Raw genomic sequence first — 22,799 nt, forward strand, 5'->3', positions numbered from 1 at the left:
TAGTTTATTCAGCGCTTCTGCTGCGGCATTATCATAAGAATCTCCAGTCGAACCGACCGAGGCTTCTATTCCAGCTTCACGCAGACGCTCTGTATAAGCAATGGAAACATACTGGCTTCCCTTGTCAGAATGATGAATTAACTGCTCGATGTTCCTGTTATTTCGCTTCCTTTCCCATAACGCGTGCTCCAGAGCATCCAGCGCCAAATCGGTCCGCAAAGTCGTATCGACTCGCCATCCAACAATCATCCGGGAAAACAGGTCCATGACGAAAGCGACATAGACGAAACCACTCCATGTCGGCACATAGGTGATATCGGCAACCCAGCGAGTATCAGGAGTATCTGCGGTGAAATCCCGCTGGACGAGGTCCCCCGGATACGAAGCGGTCTTGGGCTGCCGTGTCGTGGTCGTCGACCGGGCATTGGACACCCCGGCCAGCCCCAGGGCGCGCATACGGCGTTCGACCGTGCACCTGGCGATCGGCTCGTTCGGATAGAGCCGGCGCAGCATCACCCACACTTTCCGTGCTCCGAACAATCCACGATTGTCAGAATGCACTTCCCGAATCCGATCATCCCATTTCGCATCAGCTTGTTTCCGGGCTGAGACCGGTCTCGTCTTTCTTGCGTAATACGAGCTCGCAGCGACCTGTACACCAGTCTGAGACAGTGTTCGACAGATCGGCTCGACTCCGAACTCATCACGATGATCATCGATGAAACCATCGATATCACTCAGCGGCGGTCGAGCTCCGCCTGGGCAAAATACGCACTCGCTTTCCGCAGGATCTCATTAGCCCGGCGCAGTTCCCGAACTTCCTTTTCCAAGTCCGTGATGCGTCGTTTGTCATCGCTCGTCATTCCTGGCGCTTCACCGGAATCCACATGGTTTTGCTTCACCCAATTACGGGCTCTTCAGAGTTGAGTGTGGGTTGATGCGTCCAGGCCGCCAGCGATGAGCAGCATGCGGAGTCGGTAGTTCTCGAGGTTGCGGAATCCGCGAGCGATCCGTCTGCCCAGCTCGATGAGCCCGTTGACCGCCTCGGTGCCACCGTTGCTGGCACCACCGGTATCGAAGCACGCCAGGATCGTCGTCTTCCACTTCCGCAGCGTCCTGCCCAGCCGGGCGATCTCTGGGATCGGGCACGTCGGCAAGGCCTCGATCACGCGGGCGGCCAGCCTGCGCCCTTGAGCGTGAGTGTCCTGGTGGAACATGTCACGCACGTCCTGGGCGCACTGGTAGGCGACTTCGACACTGATGTGGTCCTCGTGCGCAGCGAACGCCGCTTCGAGTCTCGTACGCTGCCGGTCGGTGAGGCGTTCGCGTCCGGCCCGCAGAAGGTTGCGGATGCCGTAGAGCGGATCGCCCTTCCGGCCCCGGTGCCCGAGTGTCTGCTGTTGGATACGACGGCGAACGTCATCGACGGCGCTGGTGGCGAGCTTGACGATGTGAAAAGCATCGAGCACACAGGTGGCGTCGTCGAGTTGGTCATCGATCGCGTTCTTGTATCCCTGGAACGGGTCCAGCGTCGCGACCTGCACACCGTTGCGGAAGGAAGGCCCGCGTGCGGTGAGCCAGTCTTTGTACACCGTTGCTGAGCGTCCCGGGACGAGATCCAGCAGACGTGCCGTCGGGTGCTGGTGGCAGGAGAGATCGACCATGCCGGTCAGCTCCTTGGGTCCGCGCCGGCGGGGGTCCGTGTGATGCCATACATGCTCGTCGACGCCCAGGACTTCAACACCGTCGAACCGTGCCGGATCGTCAGCGGCGGTGTTGAGCACTGGCCGGATCTGGGACCACAGGGTGTTCCACGTCGTGCCCAACTGGCGGGCCAGTCCCTGGATAGAGGCGTTCTCATACCGCAGCTGACGGATCGCCCAGGACACCGCGCGGGTTGTCAGCAGGCCGCGTGGTGCGGCGACCTGCGTGTTCTGCTCGGTGAAGGTCACGACCGGGCAGGCAGACTCCCGGCAGATCCAGCGGTGCTTGCGCCATCGCAGGCGGGCAGGACGCCCAGCGGACGGAGCATCGATCAGGGTCACGGTGATGCGTCCGTGGCCGGTCGGGATGACGCCGCATCCGGGACACCCGGTCAGCCGGTCACAGGTCTCGACGTCGAGGACCACGCTCTCGTCGGTGGCATCGACGTCGGTCAGGTGCAGTCCGGGGAGGCCGAGGAGGACATCGCAGCGACTGCAACGGTCCAGAGATGTCGAGCAGGGGCACGTAGGATGGGGCATTGTCGAGGTCCTTGAGATCAGCGCGGGTAGATGTCCGCTCATCATCAGGGACCTCGATGCTTATCCCCAGCACCCTTGCCCGATCGGCGTGCCCACACTCAACTCTGAAGAGCCCGTTTAATGGAGGATCATCTTCACCACACGCAGTGCTCGCAGTGGTCGGCTGCGCAGGCGGTGGGAACGAAACTTGGGATCTCACCGCATACGATGCGCGGGTGGTTGAAGCAGGCCAGACGTGATGCCGGTACTGAGCCGGGCGCGACTACAGATGAGCTTGAAGAGCTTAGACGGCTGCGACGGGAGAATCGTGAGCTGCGACGGGCGAACGAGATCCTCAAGACTGCCTCCGCGTTTTCGGTAGCGGAGCCAGGTCGCCGCTGGCCGACATGATTGCTTACATCGATATGTACCGTGATCAGTTCGCAGTTCGGGCTCATCTGCCGCACGCTTGCAGCACGCGAGGGTGGATTCATCACCTCTCGTGGCTATCGGGCCGCGAAGACCAGATCGGCCTGTGAACGTCAGATCCGTGATCGGGAACTAAGGGTGGTGATCAAGGACCTGTATGCCGGCAACTACGGGGTCTCTGCGGCGTTCGTAAAATGTGGCACGCGGTGCGCCGTAGCGGCTGGAAGGTCGGCCGTGACCAGGTCGCTGGGCTGATGCGTCAGGGACTGCTGAAGGTTTGGTTGACTTCACGACTGGATAGATTCCAGGAGGGATAGAAGTCATGCCTAAGACCTATACCGATGAGTTCAAGCAATCAGCGCCCGGCGCCCATCACCCGCCGAGCTCGGCACCGCTGTTGGGTTCAACGCGCACCTCATCGCCGGTGACGATCACCTCGGCGCCGAGGGTGAACGGCACCTTCTCACGGAAGTCGAACTCGAAACCGGTGACGCTGTCGCGGTAGGTGCCCGACACCTCGGCGACGGCGGGGCTGCGCACAAGCGAGAGCCGTGAGCCGGCGCTTTTCAGGCTCACCTGCGGGTCCTCAAGCATCCGCCAGGACACGTCGCCGATGATCTCGTTCTCCGTCTCATAACCGAACGTGCAGCCGGTCGGCATGAGCGTGGTTGCCTTCACGCAGCCGGCGAGGTGCTCCTCGATCTGGCGCTTGACCTCGGCGGTCAGCGCCGGGGTGGGGGTCGGCTGCAGGGCCACCCCCATGTCGTCGGAGCTGCTGGTGACCACCACCTGCTTGACCTCGGAGGTGAGGTATTCGGCGTTGAAGCCGATGTTGTAGCTCATAGGGAACAGCACCGGCACCGGCCCATCGCCGGCCGGCACCTCGACCCCGTTGACATCGGCGGTACCGGAGCCGCTGATCTGCAGGGACAGCTGCGGCCAGGAGTCGACGGCGATCGCCCAGCGTGCGAACAGCCCCCACGTGGCAGGCCCCTGCTGGAGGGTCAGATCGGTGGTGTGGGTGGCCGAGCCGAGGTTGTAGCGCACGCGCACGCGGGCGGTGTCGCCGTCGCGGTCGCTGGCGGTGATCTGCACGTGCTCGGGAACCGCCGGGGCACCGGCGAGCACCGCATCGGTCAGCGCGTTCTGCGGGGTGCGCTCGCTGTGCGATGGGGCTGCGAGCATTCCGAGCGCGGCAGCGGCATCCCCGTCGGCCAGAGCATCGAAATAGGCGTCGACGGCCCGGGCGGGGGAGTAGACGGTGAGGTTGAGCAGCGGCACCGCGGCTGCGGTGAGCGCGATGATGAGCAGGCCGGCGATGAGCAGCGCGCGGGCGCGCCCGACCATTCGCCTCATCGCCTGTTCCCTCCGCTCTGCGCCGCCGGCCCGGTGGCCTGGGTGCGGCTAGTCCACCTCAACAGGATAGGCGTGCATGCGGGAGGTATCGACCTCGATGTGCACCCGCGCGCCGACCCGCACGTTCGACAGCGTCTCAGCGACGGTGGCACCGAGCCCGGGGTGCAGGACGCCCCACTGCGGTGCCGCCTCCGTGCCCGAGGCGGTGGGCGCCTCGGCGTCGGAGCCCGGACCGGGCTCCCGGCGGGCGGGATCAGCCGGCAGTGAGCGGAAGTCGAGCACATCAGCGGTCATCGCCAGCCCCACCTCGGTATCGGAGGGGGAGACGACGATCTGCAGACGCCCGCCGCGATCGCGGATGCCGACGATGAGCGCCTCGAAGACGGTCTCGGCGGTGAAGACGGGATCGAACTCGTCGAAGGACATCGTCGTCGCATCGGTGGGAATGGTGACGAAGACCTTGCCGTCGAGTTCGGTGCGGGCACGCACCTGGGAGTGCCCGATCGAGAGCCAGCCGCGACGGGCCAGTCCGGAGAAGACGTTGACCCCGGCGAACGATGCCGCCAAGTTGCTGCGCGGGTTGCGCAGCATGGCCGCCAGCTCACCGGCATCGGCGACCTGACCCTTCTCGACGACGACCGTGGTTCCCCCGGTGGTCGCGGCGTCGAGGAGGTCGTTGCTGGCCAGCACGAGCCCGAGCCCGAATTCCTCGCACACTCCGAGCAGTCTTCCTCGCACACCTGCTCGAAGGTCACCGGGCAGACCGGCGAAGGGATTGTCCAGGATGGGCCACTGCGCGCCGCTGGCGAGCGCTGCCGCCAGATGCAGGCGGACGCTGGCATCGGCACCGAGCTCACTGAGCCGGGTGCGGCGCAGCCGATCGTAGGAGAGCCCGAAGGCGTCAAGGGCGCGGTCCGGATCGACCGGTTCGGGTTCCTGCTGGGGAGTGCCCGAACCGGCGATCCGGCGGAGATAGGCGGTCACGCTGAGCCTGCGTGCCCCGTCAGGCGCTGGCACCACGGCGGTGCCGGGAAGCGCTGCCGCCCTCTCAAGGACGTGGGAGACATCGTCTCGGTCGCCCATGACGACGAGCCGATCCCCACGTTCAAGCGGAGCGGGGACGAGCGGTCGCCCGGACACCTCGACTGTGTGGACAGCGAGGTGCCCGGGGTCGCGCATCGTCACAGCAGCCTGCCTTCTGAACTCTCAGCTCAGATGTCGGCAGGTCCGTTGCCGCCGGCGGTGCGGCGGCGGGTGATGACGACAGCGGCCGCGCCGATGACGAGCAGGCCGGCGCCCATCGCCAGGCCGGTGAGCTCAGCACCGGTGCGCGGCAGATCCGTGCCACCGGAGGTGCCCTTCTTGTTGTCACCAGTCGTCTCATCGCCGATGGACGAACCGTTGGTGATGACGGTGAAGCTGCCGTGCAGGGCTTCCTCGCCGTCAGCGGCGGCATCCGACGGATGGACGGTGACGTTGTACTGGCCGAGCACCGGGGTGGTGACAGCGCGCACCCGGAAGGCCGCCACGCCGTTCTCATCGACGGTGACCTCCTTGGTGTACTGCTTGACCTTGCCCTGGGCGTGGTTGACGACCATCGTGACCTTCTGGCCGGGCTCGAAGTTCTCACCGGTGACGGTGACGCCGTCCTTGCCGAAGTCAGCCGAGCTGATCTCCAGCGGATCGATCGTGAGCTTCGGAGCGGCCTTCTCCTCATCGGAGTCGGTCGGCTTGTCGGTGGGCATCGGCGACTGGCTCGGCGTCGCGGACGGCTCATCGCTCGGCGTCGGGGTGGCCGACGGGGTCTCGGACGGCGTTGCCGTCTCCGAAGGCGTCTCCGACGGAGTCACAGACGGGGTTTCCGACGGAGTCGCAGACGGGGTTTCCGACGGAGTGGCCGACGGGGTCTCGGTCGGGGTCGGTGTCGGCGCGGCGGTGACGTTGAAGGTGGCCTTCGCCGTCTTGTCGGTGCCTTCGGCCTTCACCTCGACGGTGTAGGTGCCAGGGGTGACGGCGATCTCCAGCGGCACATCAGCCTTCGGAGCTTCGGACTTGTCGTCCTTCGGCTGCTCGGAGGGCGTGCCGGAAGCGCCGTCTGCCGGGGCGGCCATAGCCTGCTGCAGACCCTTGACGGTGAAGGCGAGCTTGCCGTCCTTGTCGGTGGTGACATTGGCGCTGACGGTCTTGGGCTCTTCGCCGTCCTTGGCCGGGGCGGTGACGGTGACGTCGGTCTTGAGCTCAGGTGAGAATCCCTCACCGGTGAAGGCGAGTCCGTCGGAGCTGAACGCCTTCTCGTTGACGTCGGCAGCGCCGGCCTTGAGCGTACCGATCTTGACCTCAGCGGTCGGCGTCTCCGTCGGGGTGCCGGTCGGAGTCTCAGTCGGAGTGGCGCTCGGGGTCGGGCTCGGCGTGGCGGTGTTCGAGACGACCTTGAAGGTCACCTCGGTCGACTCGACCTTCGAGTCGTTGCCGACGACCTTGAGCTTGTACTCGCCCATCGGCACCTTGGCGTCCTTGCTGGTCGTGAAGAAGTACGAGCCGTTGACTTCGCCCTTGTCGTTGACAGTCAGCTTCTCATCAGGCTTGTATTCGGTGCCGTCGGTGCCGGTGACGACGACGCTGGCGGTCTTGTCACCGTTGAACCCGGTGGCGGAGAACTTGATGCCCTTGTCCTTGTTCGCGATGTCGGCCTGCGAAACAGACTCGGACTCGACGGCGGCTTCGGGCTTCTTCGTCTCGCCCTGCGCGGGCGGATTGTCGGGCGCAGTGCTGGTGGACGCGACGGCTGGTACGGCAAACATGCCGGAAACCGCTACGGCGACTGCGGGGGCAAGCACAAGACTCTTGGAAGTCTTCACAGTTCGGCCTTTCGGTTGTGGAGGTGTACGTCCACGCTGAAGGCGACGAAGTGCGTCCAGGGATGACCCTGGTATTCCCGGCTTCCTTTGGTCACAAAGGGGGAAGGCACCATCGGCGCGGGCGTAATGTCACAATCCACTGTAGAGCATCTGTCCAGCCTTCGGTGAGTTTTCTGAGAAACCGTCTGCCGGAAAGTGACGAAATCGTTGCATAATCGCGATAGATTAGCAGGGTGACTCTCCTATCTGACCGTAATATCCGTGCCGAGATCGACGCCGGCAACGTGCGCCTGGACCCCTACGACCCGGAGATGATCCAGCCGGCGAGCATCGATGTGTGCCTCGACCGCTACTTCCGGCTCTTCGACAACCACAAGTACTCCGTCATCGATCCTGCCCAGGAGCAGCCGGAGCTCACCCGCTTCGTCGAAGTCGACCCAGAGGGCCCGTTCGTGCTGCACCCCGGTGAGTTCGTACTCGCCTCGACCTTGGAGCTCATCACCCTGCCGGAGCACATCGCCGCCCGGCTCGAGGGCAAGTCCTCGCTCGGGCGCCTCGGACTGCTGACCCACTCGACGGCCGGATTCATCGACCCCGGCTTTTCCGGTCACGTCACCTTGGAGCTGTCGAACGTCGCAACCCTGCCGATCACCCTGTGGCCGGGCATGAAGATCGGGCAGATGTGCTTTTTCGCGCTGTCCTCACCGGCCGAGCACCCCTACGGTTCGGACGCCTCCCGCAAGAACCGCTACCAGGGCCAGCGCGGGCCCACCGCCTCGCGCGCGTTCATGAACTTCCACCGCTCACCGGTCACCGGCCATGCGCCGGCCGACGACTGACGCCCCCATGAGCACACCGGAGACTTCCGATCCGCGCAGCCCGGAAACGCTGGCGCGTGAGCATCTGCTCATCGTCGACGCCGGCCTGGAGGCCAGCGATGTCGTCGCGCTGCTGTCGAACCTCTACCCCCGCCTGCCGGAACCGACCGTCGAAGCGCCGGCCACCCGCACCGCGCCCGAGGTGCTGCGCTGGCGGATGTCCCGCCACTCCGCGCTCAAAGGCCCCATCTACCTGCCGCCTGCCGCCCGGGCCCGCCTCGGGCTGCCGGACTGGTCCGATGTCGTCTTCGCGCTCAGCTGCCCGCGCGAACGCGAGGGCGCCCCACCGCCGGACTGGTACTCCGATGCCGAGGGCTTCGAACGCCACTTCCCCGACGGCCTGCCCGAACGCGAAGAGGACCGCTCCCTGCGCGCGCTCATCGCCTTGGCGCGGCGCCTGCACGTGGCGGTGCGGCTGGCCGACGAGGGGCCGCGCACCGACCGGCTCGTCACCCCGGACCCCGAATCCCACATCGACATCGCCGTCTACTCACCCTACTGGCTGGCCCCGGACGTGCTGCTCTCCCGGCTGCGCACGCTCGAACCGGCGGCCGCCCTGCCCGGCCCGCTCACCGCTGAGCAGGAGGAGTGCATCAGCGCACTCGCCGCTGAGGGTCTCGTCGACCCGGATGAGCCGGTCGTCCTCGACGGCTATGAGGTCACCATCAGCCTCGCTGAGCTCGGCCCGGCCGCCGGCGACCTCGTCGTCCGGGTCGGCGTGGAGACCGCGCTGCCGCGCATCGTCGCAGAACACCTCGGCGACACCGCCGTCAGCTACCAGCTCATGTGGCTCGATGCCGAGAACCGCCGCTACGACAGCCCGCTGAGCCCGCAGCTCGCGCAGGTGCGCAGGGCCGCGACCGCCCGGCTCGAGGCGCTGGCCGCCTCGGTGCTGTCGGGCACCGCCGGCATCGCCGTCGACGCGGGCGGATTCCTCGTCACCGAGAACCAGCTGACTGTCTGAGCCCTCGGCCTCCGCGTTCACTCGCTGCCGCCTGATATGCGAGAATAGTCATCTGAGCCGACGGGGTGAGGTGACAGCATGGCAGCGATGACGGGCGTTTTCCTCCTCGCTGCTGTCATCGCTCCCCTCATCATCAGATTCGCCGGACGCACCGGCTTCGCTGCGCTCGCCCTCGTGCCCGCCGCCGGGCTCGCCGTCTCCCTGGCGGTCGCCCCGCAGATGCTCACCGGAGCCGAGGTGTGGGTCGAGTCCTATCATTGGCTCCCCGCCCTCCACATGTCCCTCATCTTCCGCATGGACATGCTCGCCTGGATCTTCTCCCTGCTCGTCACCGGCGTCGGCGCGCTCGTCTTCGTCTACTGCGCCCGCTACTTCGACGCCGATGAGCTGCGGCTCGGACGCTTCGCCGGCATCCTCATGGCCTTCGCCGGCATGATGTACGGCCTCATCGTCGCCGATGAGATGCTCCTGATGTTCATCTTCTGGGAAGGCACGACGGTCTTCAGCTATCTGCTCATCGGCCAGTACCATTTCCGCCAGCAGACCCGCCGTGCGGCCCTGCAGGCGCTCGTCGTCACCACCGCCGGCGGCCTCGCGATGCTCGTGGGCCTCATCCTGCTGGGCAATGTGTTCGGTGAGGGGAAACTCTCGGCTATCGTGCAGCGCGGCTACACGCCCGGCCACTACGACGGGCTCGTCATCACCGCGATCATCCTCATCCTCGTCGGCGCGGTCTCGAAGTCAGCGCTCATGCCCTTCCACTTCTGGCTGCCCGGCGCAATGGCCGCCCCCACCCCGGTGAGCGCGTATCTGCATGCCGCCGCGATGGTCAAAGCCGGCATCTACCTCGTCATGCGCCTGGCCCCGGGCTTCAGCGGCATGCCCGGCTGGCATCTGATGCTGCTGGCGCTCGGCATCGCGACGATGTTCGTCGGCGCCTGGCAGGCGCTTCGGCAGTACGACCTCAAGCTGCTGCTGGCCTACGGCACCGTCTCGCAGCTGGGCTTCCTCACGATCGTCTCCTCCTTCGGCAGCCGCGATCTCACCACGGCCGCGCTGTCGCTGCTGCTGGCCCACAGCCTGTTCAAAGCGGCGCTGTTCCTCATCGTCGGCGTCATCGACCACCGCGTCGGCACCCGCGACCTGCGCAAGCTGTCCGGCTACGCCCGCTGTTCGCCGCTGCTGTTCGTCCTCGCGCTCATCTCCGCCGCGTCGATGGCCGGGCTGCCGCCGACGCTCGGCTTCGCCGCCAAGGAGGCGGTCATCGCCACGCTGCTGGCCGACGGCTCCAAGGAGGCCGCCATCGCGCTCATCGGCGTCGTCATCGGCTCGGTGCTGACCGTGGCCTACTCCGCTCGGTTCGTGTGGGGCGCCTTCGCCGCCAAGCCCGGTGTCGACCCGGTGAATCCCGGCCCCGACAGCCCGCTGCTCCGCAGCTCCCCGGTGCTGCTCACGACCCTGACCCTCATCGGCGGTTTCGCCGCCTCGGCGCTCGACCGGCTCATCAGTCCGTGGACGCGCCAGCTGCCGGTGACCGGCAGCGGACAGCCCTATCATCTGGCGCTGTGGCACGGCCTGGAGCCGGGGCTGCTGTTCAGCCTCGCCATCATCGGGCTGGGCCTGGTGCTCTTCGCCTTCCGCACGCGGGTCAGCTCCTTCCAGGCGGCGATGCCCGACGGACTCGACTTCCACCGCGGCTACCGCTGGACCGTCGGCCGGCTCGAGTCCTTCGCCGCCGCCGTCACCGCCCGCACACAGCGCGGTTCGATGCCGTTCTACCAGGGCGTCATCTACCTGTTCGCGATCGCCGCGATCGTCATCGCCCTCATCCTCAACGACACCTGGCCCACCGAGATCAGGTTCACCGCCTCCGGGCTCCAGCTGCTCATCGCCAGCGTTCTCATCATCGGTGCGATCGCGGCGACCACCGCGGACAAGCGCTTCGCCGCCGTTGTCTTCGTCGGGGTCACCGGCTACGGCATGACGGCGTTCTTCGCCCACCAGGGCGCCCCTGACCTGGCGCTGACCCAAGCGCTCGTCGAGACGATCACGATCGTCGTCTTCGTCCTCGTGCTGCGCCGCCTGCCGGCCCGCATCGGTCGCTCGGCTGGGCGCCTCTCACCCTCGCTGCGGGCACTCATCGGCGCCGCCTTCGGCATCACCATGATGGTCGTCGCCCTCGTCGCCTTCGGCGCTCGGGTAGACGCCTCGATCGGCGACATGTTCCCGCAGCTGGCCTACGAGATCGGCCACGGCACCAACGTCGTCAACGTCACCCTCGTCGACATCCGCGCCTGGGACACCCTCGGTGAGCTCTCCGTCGTCGTCGCGGCCGCCACCGGTGTTGCGAGCTTCATCTTCGTCCGCCGCGAAGGCACTCTGCAGCGCATCGACGCCAACCGGCCCAGCGTCTTCTCCCGCCTCTACCGTCCCGTTGAGGACGAGGTCGCCCCGGCGTGGGCGCTGCCGGAGGAGGAGAACTCCGAGGAGCGCCGCAACGCCTGGCTGCTGGCCGGCCGGACCCTCTCACCGGCGAACCGGTCGATCATGCTCGAAGTCACTGTCCGGCTCATCTTCCACGCCGTCATCGTCTTCTCCGTCTACCTGCTCTTCGCCGGCCACAACATGCCCGGCGGCGGCTTCGCGGCCGGACTCGTCGCCGGTGTAGCGCTCGCCCTGCGCTACCTGGCCGGCGGCCGCTACGAACTCGCCGAGGCCGCCCCCATCGATGCCGGCAAGCTGCTGGGCCTCGGGCTCGTGTTCGCCGCCGGCACCGCAGTGGGCGGACTCATCTGGGGCTCCACCGTCCTCGACGCCGCCTGGCTCGACCTTACGATTCCCGTCATCGGCGAGATCCACGTCGGCAACTCACTGCTGTTCGACATCGGCGTCTACCTCATCGTCATCGGCCTCATGCTCGACATCCTCCGCAGCCTCGGCGCCGAGGTCGACCGCCACCAGGAAGTCGATGAGCGGCGGCTGGCCGAATCGCTGTCCACCGAGCAGGCCCGCCCGGACTCCCAGGAGCTGCACACCCTGCTGGGCCGGATGGACGATGTCGACGTCGACGGCGGCGCCTCGGGAGGTCGACTGTGAGCCCCTCTCTCGTCATGCTGCTGGCCATGGGCGTCATGTACGCCTGCGGCATCTACCTCATGCTCGACCGGTCCCTGACCCGCGTGCTGCTGGGCTTCATGCTCATGGGCAATGCCACGAATCTGCTCATCATGCTCACCGCCGGCCCGCCCGGCCGGCCGCCGCTCACCGACGGCGTCGACTTCTCTCCGGTGGGGATGTCCGATCCGCTGCCGCATGCGCTCATCCTCACCGCCATCGTCATCACCTTCGCGATAAGCGCATTCCTGCTGGCGATGATCTACCGCTCCTGGCGGCTGGTGCGCAATGAGAACCTCGAAGACGACATCGAGGATATGCGGATCGCCTTCGCGCAGGGCCGGGACACCGCCGAGGAGGCCGGCACCAGCGGCGAATACGACGACACCGAGTTCGGCGACGAGGCAGAAGCCCCGATCCCCGGCGCACTCGATCTCGATGAGGAGGAGGACCGCACATGAATCTGGCCCTCCTCATCCCGCTGCCGGTGCTGCTGCCGCTCATCGCCGCCGGCATCACGCTCATGCTCGCCGGACGCGCCCGCGCCCAGGCAGCCATCACCGTCATCGCGCTGCTGGCGGTGCTCGGCATCGACATCGTGCTGCTCATCGGCGTCGACTCCCAGGCCACCCAGGCGCTGGCCGTCGGCGGCTGGGAGCTGCCCTTCGGCATCGCACTCGTCGTCGACCGGGTGTCGGCGCTCATGCTCGTCGTCTCAGCGATCGTGACCTTCGGCGTCCTCCTCTACGCCGTCGGCGAAGAGATGGCCGACACCTCGAACGAGACGCCGGTGAGCGTCTTCTATCCCGCCTACCTCATCCTGTGCGCCGGAGTGGCCGCAGCGTTCGTCACCGGCGACCTGTTCAACCTCTACGTCGGCTTCGAGATGCTGCTCGCGGCCTCCTATGTGCTGCTCACCCTCGGCTCCACCGGTGAGCGGATCCGGGCGGGCGTGACCTATATCGTCATCTCGCTCGTGTCCTCGATCATCTTCCTCTCCGCCATCGGCCTCATCTTCGCCGCCACCGGCACCGTGAATATGGCGCAGCTCTCCGAGCGCGTCGACCGGCTGTCCGAGGACATCCAGCTCATCCTCCACATCGTCCTGCTGCTGGGCTTCGGCATCAAAGCCGCGGTGTTCCCGCTGGCCTTCTGGCTGCCGGACTCCTATCCGACGGCCCCGGCCCCGGTCACCGCCGTGTTCGCCGGACTGCTGACGAAGGTCGGCATCTACGCGATCATCCGCACCGAAACCGTCGTCTTCGCCGAGTCCGATCTGCGGGTGCCGCTGCTCGTCATCGCTGGGCTGACGATGATTGTCGGGATCCTCGGCGCGGTCGCCCAATCGGAGATCAAGCGCATGCTGTCGTTCTCACTCATCTCCCACATCGGCTACATGATCTTCGGTGTGGCGATGGGCACCGTTGAGGGCCTGACTGCGGCGATCTACTACACCCTCCACCACATTCTCGTGCAGACGGCGCTGTTCCTGGCGATCGGCCTCATCGAACAGCGCGCCGGCTCGACGTCGATCCGCAAGCTCGGCGGCCTCGGCGTGCTCGCCCCCTGGATCAGCCTGCTGTTCTTCATTCCGGCGCTCAACCTCGCCGGCATCCCGCCGTTCTCCGGGTTCATCGGCAAGGTCGCGCTGTTCAACGCCGGCTTCGACACCCGCGACTGGCTCATCTTCGTGCTCATCGGCGCCGGCACCCTCACCAGCCTGCTGACCCTCTACGTCATCGGCAAGACCTGGAACCTCGCCTTCTGGCGCGACCCCGACGACGTCGAAGAGCCCACCGAGGACCTCGTGGCCGAGTTCAAGGAGCGCCGCACCGCACTGGCGGAGGGACGCCGCTGGTCCTCATCGATCACCTCGGACAAGACGATGGTCGCCGCCACCACCCTCGTCGTGGCCGCCAGCGTCTCCGTCACTCTGCTCGCCGGCCCGCTGTGGGATGTCGCCTCGCGCGCTGCGGAGAACCTGCGCGGACCCAATACGTACATCACCTCCGTGCTCGACCTGAGAGGTGACCGATGAGCCCCCAGCGGATGCTGCCCGCCGAACGCAAACCCACCCTGGGCCAGCGGCTGCGCTGGTTCTTCCGCCTGCCGAGCCCGCAGCACTGGCTGCTGCTCGCCGGCCTCATCATCCTGTGGGTGATGCTCTGGGACGATGTCAGCGTCCTGACGGTCAGCGCCGGATTCGTCATCGCCTGGACGGTCAGCCGCTTCTTCTACCTCCCGCCGGTCGAGCTCTCCGGCCGGCTGAACGTGTGGTACGGAATCGTGTTCGGCGTCTGGTTCACCTGGTCGATGATCAAAGCCTCGATCCACGTCGCCTGGCTCGCGGTGCGCCCGACGAAGGTGCGCGCCGGCAGCCTCGTCGCCATCGACCTGCACACCCGCTCCGATCTGCTCATCACGCTTGTCGCGCTCGTCGCCGGTCTCATCCCCGGCTCCTTCGCCACCGAGATCAACCGGGCCCGGTCGACGATCTACCTGCATGTGCTCGACTGCGCCAGCGATAAGGACGTTGAAGAGGCCCGCGCCGTGGCCTACCGCATCGAGTACCACCTCGTGCGCGCCATCGGCTCCGCCCACGACATCGCAATCCTCAACGACTGGCGCGAGGAGAACGGGCAGCCGCCGGTGCTCGCGCACCTGTCGATCACCCAGCGGAGGAGGAAGCGCCCATGATGATCGCCGCTGTCATCGCCGGTCTGCTCTTCGCAGCCGCCGTCTACATCACCATCATCCGCATGATCAAAGGTCCCTCGATCCTCGACCGGATGATCTCCACCGATGTGCTGCTGGCGACGATGCTGTGCGGATTCGGCGGCTTCATCGTCGTCACCGGCCGCACCGATCTGCTGCCGGCGATGCTCGTGCTCGCCTCCCTCGGCTTCGTCGGCTCAGTCGCGGTGTCCCGCTACGTCAGCCGCTCGGAGTCCCGCACCCCGGTCATCGGGGAGTCCCGCACCGCGGCCAGAGCCCACGAGCATGCGCTGTCGGAATCCCATGTTCCCGGCCAGCACCAGGTCGGCCCGCTCTTCGCCTCCGACGCCGAGGCGGTGGTCGAGCATCCTGCCGCCCAAGCCCATGCAGATGGTGACGTCGGCGCTGACGTCACCGAACTCCACGACCCAGCCGTCGACGTCGAAGCGCGGCCAGCCGCCGATGTCGATGCGCCGAAGGGAGACGAGAATGATCGCTGACATCATCTCCGGTGTCCTCCTCATCGGCAGCGCATCGCTGTCGCTGGCCGCTGCGATCGGGCTGCTGCGCTTCCCCGATCTCATGAGCCGCCTGCACGCCGGCTCGAAGCCGCAGATCCTCGGACTCATCCTCATGATGATCGCCATCAGCATCCAGCAGTTCCACTGGGGCGTCATCACGACGCTGCTGCTCATCGTCTCCCTGCAGATGGCGACGGCCCCGGTGGGTACCCACATGGTGGGTCGCGCCGGCTACCGCACCAAGCATCTGCGGCGTTCGATGCTCTACCGCGATGAGCTCTCCGATGCCGTGGCGCTGGCAGAGGAACGTGACGCAATCGAGCACGAACGGCGCTGAGGAGACTACAGTTTGTAGATGACAGTGAATCGGACCGACTCGAAGGATGGCCATGGCCGAGCAGCAAGGAGCCGACAACCGACCCGTGGTGGTCCTCGCCGATGACGAACCTGATGTGCTCGGCGCCGTCGCCCCGTTCCTGGAACGCTCCGGCCTGCGGGTCATCACCGCCCCTGACGGCAAGCTCGCCCTCGACGAGATCCGCCGGCACAAGCCCGATGTGTGCGTCCTCGATGTGCTCATGCCCGGCGCCGACGGTCGGGAGGTGCTGCGCACCCTGCGCCGTGAGGAGAACTGGGTGCCGGTCCTGCTGCTGACCCAGGTCGGCGAAGCCGTCGAACGGGCGATGGCACTGGAAGAAGGCGCTGACGACTACCTCAACAAGCCCTTCGATCCGCATGAGCTCGTCGCCCGGATCCGCGCAGTGCTGCGCCGCACCCGGCACGGCGGCCCCCCTCTGGCCACCGCTCCGGTGCTCGTGTCGACCTTCGGGCTGCGGCTCGACCGCACCTCCCGCCGGGTGTGGCTCGGGGACCGCGAGCTCATCATCACACCCAAGGGCGTGACGCTGCTGGAGTACCTCATGGTCCACCATGATGAGCTCATCGAGCGACAGCGGCTGCTCGAAGTGCTGTGGGGCTTCGACGATGCCGTCGGCACCCGCGCCGTCGACTCCCGGGTCGCCGAGCTGCGCCGCGTGCTCGGCGAGGACGCCTCGAATCCGCGCTGGATCGGCACTGTGCAGGGCCGCGGCTACCGGTTCGTCGCCGAGGTCACCGGAGCCGAAACCGCGAGGCCGTGATGAATCAGTTCCTGATCTTCGAGATCCGCATCTGGCTGCTGCTCATCCTCGTGCTGCTGGTCGCAGCCGCCATCGTCGGCACCTTCTTCTACCTGCGCCACTGGCTCAGGAAGCGCGAAGCGGAGATCCGCTCCGAAGAGCGGTCCCGGGCTGAGCAGGAAGCGCTGGCCAACCGCAACCGCATGCTCATCCGCCTTGACCATGAGCTGAAGAACCCGCTGACCGCGCTGCGCACCTCCGCGGCGACGATCCGGCAGCTCGTGAGCGAACCGGTCGCCTCCAGCAGTGAGATCACTCCGGTCGCCCGGCAGATCGACACGTCCTCCCGCCGGGTCGCGCGGCTGCTGGCCGATCTGCGCAAACTCGCCGATGTCGAATCCCGCGAGATCCACTATCAGCGAGTCAACATGGACCAGCTCATCCACCAGGCGGTTGAGGATGCGCGCACGGCGCCCGGCGCTGAAGACCGGATGATCATCGCCACCGTCGCGCGCGCCCCGTGGCGGCTGCCCGATGTCGCAGGTGAAGAGGACCTGCTGATGTCGGCGATCATGAACCTGCTGGGCAATGCGATCAAGTACTCCGCTGACACCGATGTCATCGAGCTGCGCGCCAATGAGCAGGTCATCAACCACCACCGCTGGATCGTCATCGAAGTCGCCGACACCGGCATGGGCATCCCCGCTGCCGAACAGCAGTCAGTGTGGGATGAGCTCAGCCGCGGCAAGCAGGTGCGCGCCGTCGCCGGCTCCGGCATGGGACTCTCTCTTGTGCGCTCGATCATCAGTCGCCACGGCGGTTCGGTCTCGCTGCTGAGCCAGGAGGGCCAGGGCACCTCGGTGCGTCTGGTGCTGCCGGTGCTCGCCGAGGCGCAGCAGCCGGTCGCGCCGCTGCATGCCGACGGAGCAGCCGCAGTGGCCGGTTCCCGTCCGGTCGAGCCGGTCAACACCAACCGCAGCGCTCGCGGCGACCAGTCGTTCCGCCCGCCGCGCGCCCCCTCGGAGGCGGAGATCGGCTCGCTCGGCACCCCGCGCCGCGGTTCGAAGCGGCGTCTGCAGAAGGTCGACGGGCAGTGGCATGACACCGCCACCGGTGAAACGCTGGGCGCCAGCTCGGCAGCGCCGCAGCCGGGTCAGCTGCCGCAGCAACCGCAACCAGGTCAGCCGCAGCCGCAGCCCGGGCAGCCGGGTCAGCCGCAGCCGGCCGGCACCCCGCCTCCGGGTTATGGCCAGCAGCCCGGCCAGCCCCAGCCGGTCTCCGGTGTTCAGCAGCCCTATGCCGCTGGGCCGCCGCCCGACCAGCAGGCTCAGCGCTCGCCTTTCGCCCCGCCACCGCAGCCACAGCAGCCTGTGGGCTCCGGTCCGCAGCATCCACAGCCGCCGCAGCCGCCACCGGCATCATGACCATCCACCCGCTTCCCCGCTGAAATCGGAGACGCCGTGACACAGCACCTCGCACCTCGGGCCCGGTACCGCAGCATCCTGCGTGCCGGCGCCGCCATGAGTGCCGTGGCGCTGCTCGCCGGCTGCGGCCTGGTGGGGATCCGCACCTCCGACGAGTCCGGCGCGCCGGTGGGCATCGCCGTGGCTCCCACGCAGGGCCCGGAGCCGGAGCCCACGGAGACCGGTCCGCAGATCCCCGAGGGCTGGACGCTGGAGAAGCTCGACCTCGGGGGCGAGTGCGGCACCCGAGTCGACGTTGCGCTGCCGCCGAGCGCCGAAATGGACACATCGGCGGTGATGTTGTCGAGCATTTACATCAACTTCGAAGAGCCGCATGAGCAGATGGCGATGCGCGTCTCCTGCGACCCGGCCTTCCAGCCGACAGCCGCGGAGTCGATCGCCTTCCACAAGGAGTACGAGTTCTCATACGGTGATGCGACGCGCATCGCCGACCGTGACATCCAGGTCCCCGGTGGGTCCGGCTGGGCGTACAAGGCCGAGGCCGGTCCCACGGAGCCGATGATGATCGGCCTGGGCTCAGGCAGCGATAAGGGCTCGTCCTACAACGTCTACGCCGTGCGGCAGGCCGACGGTCAGCTGGAGGATGTCAAGGTCACCGTGCTCGCCGTGCAGGGCTCCCCCGAGGCGGAGCAGGCCGCGCAGACCATCAACCAGCACATCTTCATCGACGAGGTGCACCTCACCGTCCCCAACTGGCAGTGAGCCCCCGCACCCGAGGCGGTGGGCGCCTCGGGGACGGGATCAGCGGGATTGCCCGCGGTCAGGTTCCCGGCCTCAGTTGCCTTCGCGCAGCTGCCTGAGCCCGGCCGCCAGGGCGGACTGGTACACCATGACATCGGCGGACAAGGAGACGACGGTGTAGCCGCGCTCCATCGCCGCGGCCGTCAGCTGCTCGCCGGCGCCGAAGATTCCGGCCGCCTTGCCGTGGGCGGCAGCCGCCTCGGCGACGGTGTCGAGGGCGGAGAGGAACTCCGGGGTGGTGAAGACACCGGGCGCCCCGAGGTTCGTCGACAGATCCAGCGGCCCGACGAAGAGCACATCGACCCCGTCGACGGCCGCGATCTCATGCGCGGCAGCGACACTGCCCGGCGACTCGATCTGCGGCAGGAACAGGACCGACTCATTGCACTGTGCCTGCTTGTCCGCTGGGGCGCCGGGCATGTAGAGATCGTGCGCGATGCAGAAGGCGCTGCCGCGGTGACCGGCCGGCGGGAAGCGCATCCAGTCGACGATCTGGGCGGCCTCTGCAGCGGATTCGACATAGGGCATCATGATGCCCTCTGCACCGGCGTCGAGTGCGGTGGAGACGAGGTGCTTCTGCTGGCCGGCGACGCGGACGAAGGAGGCGATGTCCTCCCGCCGCGACACCGCCAGGCTGGCCCGGATGGCGTCGAGGGACCAGCCGGTGTGCTCGAGGTCGTAGAGCACCCAGTCGGCGCCTGCCCGTGCGCAGATCGAGCCGATGCCCGGAGTCGAGAATTCGAGGATGAACGTTCCCAGCGCACGCTCGCCGGCGGCGAGACGCTCACGCACATGTGCAGTTGTCATGGGCACAGCGTAGCTGCAGTGATCGCCGTCTCATATGCATCCGCCACGATGTGGGCTCCGGGTCGCTCCTTCGCTGCGCGCACGGGCTGCGTTGGTAGCCTGTGTCCCATGACACGTGCCCAGACTCCCACATCCCCGTTCACTGTCGACGCACTGCTCGACGCCCACCGCCTCAACGGCCTGGCCGCCAATCCGCGTTCCGGCGCGGTCGCCTTCGTGTCGACCGTCCAGCAGTCCGGCTCCGCCGCCGAGGCGGACGAGACCGCCGAGGCGGACGGCACCTCTGCGACGGCCCCCGGAGGCGCCACTCCCGCTGCCGAGCCGACCGCCGGTGACTACCTCACCGCCCTGTACACCGTCGACGAGGCGCCGGCCCGGCTCACCTCGCCGCTCGCCTCGGTCGGCGGTGCGAGTGTCGACGATGAGGGCAATGTGTGGTTCATCGCCAAGCGCGCCAACACCGCCGATGACGCCGCCGAAGACGCCAGCCTGTGGAAGCTGCCTGCCCGCGGCGAGGCCATCCAGATGGCCACCCGCCCCGGCGGCTTCTCCTCTGTCACCGTCCGCGGCACGACGGTGCTCGCCACCGGCCCGATCGCTGATGGTGCTGAAGATGAGAAGACCCACGCCGAGCTGTACGGCACGCGCACAGCCCACAAGGTCACCGGCATCCTGCACGATTCCTTCCCGCTCCGCAGCTGGGACTCCGATCTCGGACCGGACCGCAACGGCCTGCTCATCGCCGACAGCAGCGACACCGGCCGCAGCGACAGCCGTGATGCCGGGACGCTGAGCTTCCGGCACGGGCCGGTTCCGGCCGGCCGGGTCACTGGTGTCGAACTCTCCGCAGACGGCACTGTCGCGCTCCTGGACGTCAGGCGGCTGGAGGAGAAGACGACCGAGGTCACCGACATCTGGCGCGTCGACATCGCCTCCGGTGGCGCCGGCATCCTGCTGCACGCGGCCCATCCGATCGACTACACCACACAGGCGCTCAGTCCCTCGGGCCGGTTCGCCGCGGTGAGCGAGGAGACCGCCTGGACTGCCGAGTCGAACCTGCAGCAGCGGTCCGTGCTTGTCGACCTCGCAACCGGTGCCGCCCAGCCGCTGTGGCCCGCCGGCGACCAGTGGTACTCCATCACCTGGCTCGACGACGACACACTGCTGGCGACCTCGGACTACCGCGGTCGCGGAGCCGTGTGGATCGGCGGACCCGACGACGCCCAGCCGCGCCTGCTGGCAGGCGGCGCCGACCAGCCGTACCACTACAGCAGTCTTGTCTCCGCGCCCGAGGGGGTGCTCGCGATCCGCTCCTCGGTCGCCGAAGCCCCGCACCTCGTCGCCATCGACACCGCTAGCGGCGACGTCGAGATCCGCACCAACCCGGCTGATGATCTGGCGCCTGCCGGCCGGCTCGAGGAGGTCGTCACGACCGCAGCCGACGGAACCGAGCTCCGCGCCTGGCTTGCCCTGCCGGCCACCGCCTCGGCGGCGGAGCCGGCAGCACCCCACCCGCTGGCCGTGTTCGTCCACGGCGGGCCGTGGGGATCCTGGAATGCCTGGACCTACCGCTGGAACCCGTGGCCCTTCGTCGCAGCCGGCTACGCGGTGCTCATGCCGGACCCGGCGATCTCGACCGGCTACGGGCAGGCGTTCATCGACCGCGGTCAGCAGGAGCTCGGCGGGGCACCCTTCGACGATGTCATGGCGCTTGCCGATGCGGCGATCGCCCGCGCCGATATCGACGAGACCCGCCAGGCGCTCGCCGGCGGCTCCTACGGCGGTTACATGGCCAACTGGGTCGCCGGGCACACCGGAGACCGGTTCCGCTGCATCGTCACCCACGCCTCCCTGTGGGACGTCACCACGATGGGAGCGACGACCGACAACGGCTCATGGGCACTGGCGATGGCCGAGCAGGCCCAGACGTACTCGCCGCACCTGTCGGTCGGCGACATCGAGGTGCCGGTGCTCGTCATCCACGGGGACAAGGACTACCGGGTGCCGATCGGGCAGGGCCAGCAGCTGTGGTTCGACCTGCTGACCTTCTCCAAGACCCCGCTCGATGCGCACGGGAAGACCCAGCACCGGTTCCTGTACTACCCGAACGAGAACCACTGGATCCTCAGCCGCGGCAACGCCCGCCAGTGGTACCAGGAGTTCATCGCCTTCCTCAACCAGCACGTGACCGGCGCATGAGCGCGGATCCGCAGACTGCCATGACGACCAGCCCCGCACCCGAACCCCAGCCCACCACCCACCGCCGGCGCGCATACGCCGGCGCTTGGGCGGTGCACCTCTTCACCCTCTCCGGGTTCCTGTGGGCGCTGCTGGCGATGCTCGCCCTGCTCGACGGGCACATCGGCTGGATGTGGCTGTGGCTGGGCATCGCCGCGCTCATCGACGGAGTCGACGGGTTCCTTGCCCGCAAGGCCCGCGTCAAGGAGATCGCCCCATGGTTCGACGGGACCGTCGTCGACATCGTCGTCGACTACCTGACGTGGACGTTCATCCCGGTGCTGTTCATGCTCATGCACCTGCCGCTGGGACCCAAGCCGGTAGCCATCGCGCTGGCGGTGCTCATCCTCGTGTCCTCGATGTTCTGCTACGCCAATGAGAACTGGAAGTCCACCGACTACTACTTCATCGGCTTCCCGGCAGCCTGGAACGTCATCGCGGTGATGCTCTACGTGCTGGCCCTGCCGGCATCGCTGACCATCGCCGCGGTGCTCGTGTTCGTCGTGCTCACCCTCGTGCCGACGCATTACACGCATCCGTTCAGGGTCGAGAAGTTCATGGCGCTCAACATCATCTCAGTGCTCGTGTGGATGGGGGCGACAGCCTGGATGGTCGCGATCTACCCTGCGCGCCCGGTGTGGCTGCTCGCAGCGTTCTGGCTCTCCGGCGGCTGGTTCGCCGCGACCTGCATCCTGCGCGACATCCGCGGCCGGAATGCGCGCAGCAGTGCTGAAGCCGTGGGCTAGGTGTAGTTCCTCGGGAGGTTGTGAACGTGATTTGAGGTCAGAGAAGACCCCGGTATCGAGGTGGGTAACGACACGCACCCTGACCCGGAGGTCTTCCATGACACACCGTAACGCCCCGATGACCATCGAGGGTAGGCGCCGGCTCGTCTCTCTTGTTGTTGATCAAGGCTGGCCCCAGCGACGCGTCGCTGAACGCTTCCAGGTGTCCCCGGCAGCGGTGTCTCGCTGGGTGAGCCGGCACCGGGCAGGTACCGGTTTGGTGGCTCTTTAGAGTTGAGTGTGGGCACGCCGGTCGGGCAGGGGTGCTGGGGATAAGCATCGAGGTCCCTGATGATGAGTGGACTTTAACCCCCGCTGATCTCAAGGACCTCGACAATGCCTACATTCTACGTGTCCCTGCGCTGTTGCTCTGGATCGCTGTGCCAGGTGTGACGTCCTGCTCGGATTGCCTGACTTCCATCTCATCCACGCCGAGGTCACTGACACTGCCGTCGTCCTCGACATCGAGGCCTGCGACTGGCTGACCGGTTGCCCCGGTTGCGGCGTCATCCCGACCGGCCACGGACGCATCACCGTGACCCTGGTCGACGCCCCGTCCGCCGGCCGTC

The 22,799-nt window shown here is 67.2% G+C and carries 21 protein-coding genes, 2 pseudogenes and 1 other annotated feature; of the genes and pseudogenes, 16 read left to right on the forward strand and 7 right to left on the reverse strand.

All coding sequences use genetic code 11. From position 1 onward, the window contains the following. The 3 genes from ACFFN1_RS02670 to ACFFN1_RS02680 form a co-directional block, all read right to left on the reverse strand. The coding region (locus ACFFN1_RS02670) for an IS3 family transposase (RefSeq protein ID WP_376838397.1) at positions 1-741 on the reverse strand (741 nt) is incomplete at its 3' end. Continuing rightward, positions 643-774, reverse strand: a sequence feature (AL1L pseudoknot). Its footprint overlaps the gene before it by 99 nt. Further along, entirely contained in the window at positions 738-902 is a 165-nt protein-coding gene (locus ACFFN1_RS02675; RefSeq protein ID WP_376838353.1) for a hypothetical protein, read from the reverse strand. (Overlaps the previous feature by 37 nt.) The genes ACFFN1_RS02670 and ACFFN1_RS02675, both read right to left, overlap by 4 nt. A 15-nt stretch (positions 903-917) precedes the next feature. Continuing rightward, the gene (locus tag ACFFN1_RS02680; RefSeq protein ID WP_376838355.1) at positions 918-2,243 is read right to left on the reverse strand and encodes an ISL3 family transposase; all 1,326 of its coding nucleotides are present in this window, start codon (positions 2,241-2,243) and stop codon (positions 918-920) included. A 120-nt stretch (positions 2,244-2,363) separates the two neighbouring features. Here ACFFN1_RS02680 and ACFFN1_RS02685 point away from each other — a divergent pair, with 120 nt between their 5' ends. Next, complete coding sequence (locus ACFFN1_RS02685; RefSeq protein WP_376838358.1) at positions 2,364-2,633, forward strand: transposase; 270 nt, start codon at positions 2,364-2,366, stop codon at positions 2,631-2,633. Between the two features lie 188 nt (positions 2,634-2,821). Then, a pseudogene (locus ACFFN1_RS02690) lies at positions 2,822-2,968 on the forward strand (IS3 family transposase); the annotation flags it as partial. A gap of 55 nt (positions 2,969-3,023) precedes the next feature. On the opposite strand, the gene ACFFN1_RS02695 reads toward ACFFN1_RS02690, so the two are convergent. Genes ACFFN1_RS02695 through ACFFN1_RS02705 form a run of 3 tightly spaced genes read right to left on the reverse strand, consistent with a single transcriptional unit; the run spans position 3,024 to position 6,808 of the window. Further along, positions 3,024-4,007 (reverse strand): hypothetical protein, encoded by a 984-nt coding sequence (locus ACFFN1_RS02695; protein WP_376838361.1) that lies wholly within the window; start codon positions 4,005-4,007, stop codon positions 3,024-3,026. Positions 4,008-4,055: 48 nt separating this feature from the next. Next, positions 4,056-5,192 (reverse strand): ABC transporter ATP-binding protein, encoded by a 1,137-nt coding sequence (locus ACFFN1_RS02700; RefSeq protein WP_376838363.1) that lies wholly within the window; start codon positions 5,190-5,192, stop codon positions 4,056-4,058. A gap of 26 nt (positions 5,193-5,218) precedes the next feature. After that, the gene (locus ACFFN1_RS02705; protein ID WP_376838365.1) at positions 5,219-6,808 is read right to left on the reverse strand and encodes an LPXTG cell wall anchor domain-containing protein; all 1,590 of its coding nucleotides are present in this window, start codon (positions 6,806-6,808) and stop codon (positions 5,219-5,221) included. Positions 6,809-7,098: 290 nt separating this feature from the next. Here ACFFN1_RS02705 and dcd point away from each other — a divergent pair, with 290 nt between their 5' ends. From dcd to ACFFN1_RS02760, 11 genes are all read left to right on the forward strand, one after another. Beyond that, positions 7,099-7,704: a dCTP deaminase gene (dcd, locus tag ACFFN1_RS02710; protein WP_376838367.1), complete on the forward strand. Its 606-nt coding sequence runs from the start codon at positions 7,099-7,101 to the stop codon at positions 7,702-7,704. 7 nt (positions 7,705-7,711) lie between these two features. After that, positions 7,712-8,707 carry a hypothetical protein gene (locus tag ACFFN1_RS02715; protein ID WP_376838370.1) on the forward strand — a complete coding sequence of 332 codons (996 nt, stop codon included), beginning with the start codon at positions 7,712-7,714 and terminating at the stop codon, positions 8,705-8,707. Positions 8,708-8,785: 78 nt separating this feature from the next. Beyond that, on the forward strand, positions 8,786-11,803 hold the full coding sequence (locus tag ACFFN1_RS02720; protein ID WP_376838372.1) for a Na+/H+ antiporter subunit A: 3,018 nt from the start codon (positions 8,786-8,788) through the stop codon (positions 11,801-11,803). A 14-nt stretch (positions 11,804-11,817) separates the two neighbouring features. Beyond that, positions 11,818-12,282 carry a Na(+)/H(+) antiporter subunit C gene (locus ACFFN1_RS02725; protein ID WP_376838398.1) on the forward strand — a complete coding sequence of 155 codons (465 nt, stop codon included), beginning with the start codon at positions 11,818-11,820 and terminating at the stop codon, positions 12,280-12,282. After that, positions 12,279-13,859: a Na+/H+ antiporter subunit D gene (locus ACFFN1_RS02730; RefSeq protein ID WP_376838373.1), complete on the forward strand. Its 1,581-nt coding sequence runs from the start codon at positions 12,279-12,281 to the stop codon at positions 13,857-13,859. The genes ACFFN1_RS02725 and ACFFN1_RS02730 overlap by 4 nt, the downstream gene beginning before the upstream one ends. Continuing rightward, positions 13,856-14,518: a Na+/H+ antiporter subunit E gene (locus ACFFN1_RS02735; RefSeq protein WP_376838376.1), complete on the forward strand. Its 663-nt coding sequence runs from the start codon at positions 13,856-13,858 to the stop codon at positions 14,516-14,518. The genes ACFFN1_RS02730 and ACFFN1_RS02735 overlap by 4 nt, the downstream gene beginning before the upstream one ends. Further along, complete coding sequence (locus ACFFN1_RS02740) at positions 14,515-15,036, forward strand: MrpF/PhaF family protein (protein ID WP_376838379.1); 522 nt, start codon at positions 14,515-14,517, stop codon at positions 15,034-15,036. The genes ACFFN1_RS02735 and ACFFN1_RS02740 overlap by 4 nt, the downstream gene beginning before the upstream one ends. Beyond that, the gene (mnhG, locus tag ACFFN1_RS02745) at positions 15,026-15,394 is read left to right on the forward strand and encodes a monovalent cation/H(+) antiporter subunit G (protein WP_376838383.1); all 369 of its coding nucleotides are present in this window, start codon (positions 15,026-15,028) and stop codon (positions 15,392-15,394) included. The genes ACFFN1_RS02740 and mnhG overlap by 11 nt, the downstream gene beginning before the upstream one ends. A 52-nt stretch (positions 15,395-15,446) precedes the next feature. Next, the gene (locus tag ACFFN1_RS02750; RefSeq protein WP_376838386.1) at positions 15,447-16,196 is read left to right on the forward strand and encodes a response regulator transcription factor; all 750 of its coding nucleotides are present in this window, start codon (positions 15,447-15,449) and stop codon (positions 16,194-16,196) included. Then, positions 16,196-17,599: a sensor histidine kinase gene (locus ACFFN1_RS02755; RefSeq protein WP_376838389.1), complete on the forward strand. Its 1,404-nt coding sequence runs from the start codon at positions 16,196-16,198 to the stop codon at positions 17,597-17,599. Before ACFFN1_RS02750 ends, ACFFN1_RS02755 begins: the two co-directional genes overlap by 1 nt. A 36-nt stretch (positions 17,600-17,635) precedes the next feature. After that, positions 17,636-18,361, forward strand: a complete 726-nt coding sequence (locus ACFFN1_RS02760) for a hypothetical protein (RefSeq protein ID WP_376838390.1) — start codon at positions 17,636-17,638, stop codon at positions 18,359-18,361. A gap of 72 nt (positions 18,362-18,433) precedes the next feature. Here ACFFN1_RS02760 and ACFFN1_RS02765 read toward each other — a convergent pair whose 3' ends face one another. Further along, positions 18,434-19,207 (reverse strand): HpcH/HpaI aldolase family protein, encoded by a 774-nt coding sequence (locus ACFFN1_RS02765; protein ID WP_376838392.1) that lies wholly within the window; start codon positions 19,205-19,207, stop codon positions 18,434-18,436. 108 nt (positions 19,208-19,315) lie between these two features. Between ACFFN1_RS02765 and ACFFN1_RS02770 the strand changes: the two genes are divergently transcribed. The 3 genes and pseudogenes from ACFFN1_RS02770 to ACFFN1_RS02780 form a co-directional block, all read left to right on the forward strand. Next, complete coding sequence (locus tag ACFFN1_RS02770; protein WP_376838393.1) at positions 19,316-21,406, forward strand: S9 family peptidase; 2,091 nt, start codon at positions 19,316-19,318, stop codon at positions 21,404-21,406. 20 nt (positions 21,407-21,426) lie between these two features. After that, entirely contained in the window at positions 21,427-22,191 is a 765-nt protein-coding gene (locus ACFFN1_RS02775; RefSeq protein ID WP_376838395.1) for a CDP-alcohol phosphatidyltransferase family protein, read from the forward strand. A 97-nt stretch (positions 22,192-22,288) separates the two neighbouring features. Further along, a pseudogene (locus tag ACFFN1_RS02780) lies at positions 22,289-22,453 on the forward strand (helix-turn-helix domain-containing protein); the annotation flags it as partial. Positions 22,454-22,799 lie beyond the last annotated feature (346 nt).

The organism is Brevibacterium otitidis, from assembly GCF_042429315.1.
Taxonomy (GTDB): Bacteria; Actinomycetota; Actinomycetes; order Actinomycetales; family Brevibacteriaceae; genus Brevibacterium; species Brevibacterium otitidis.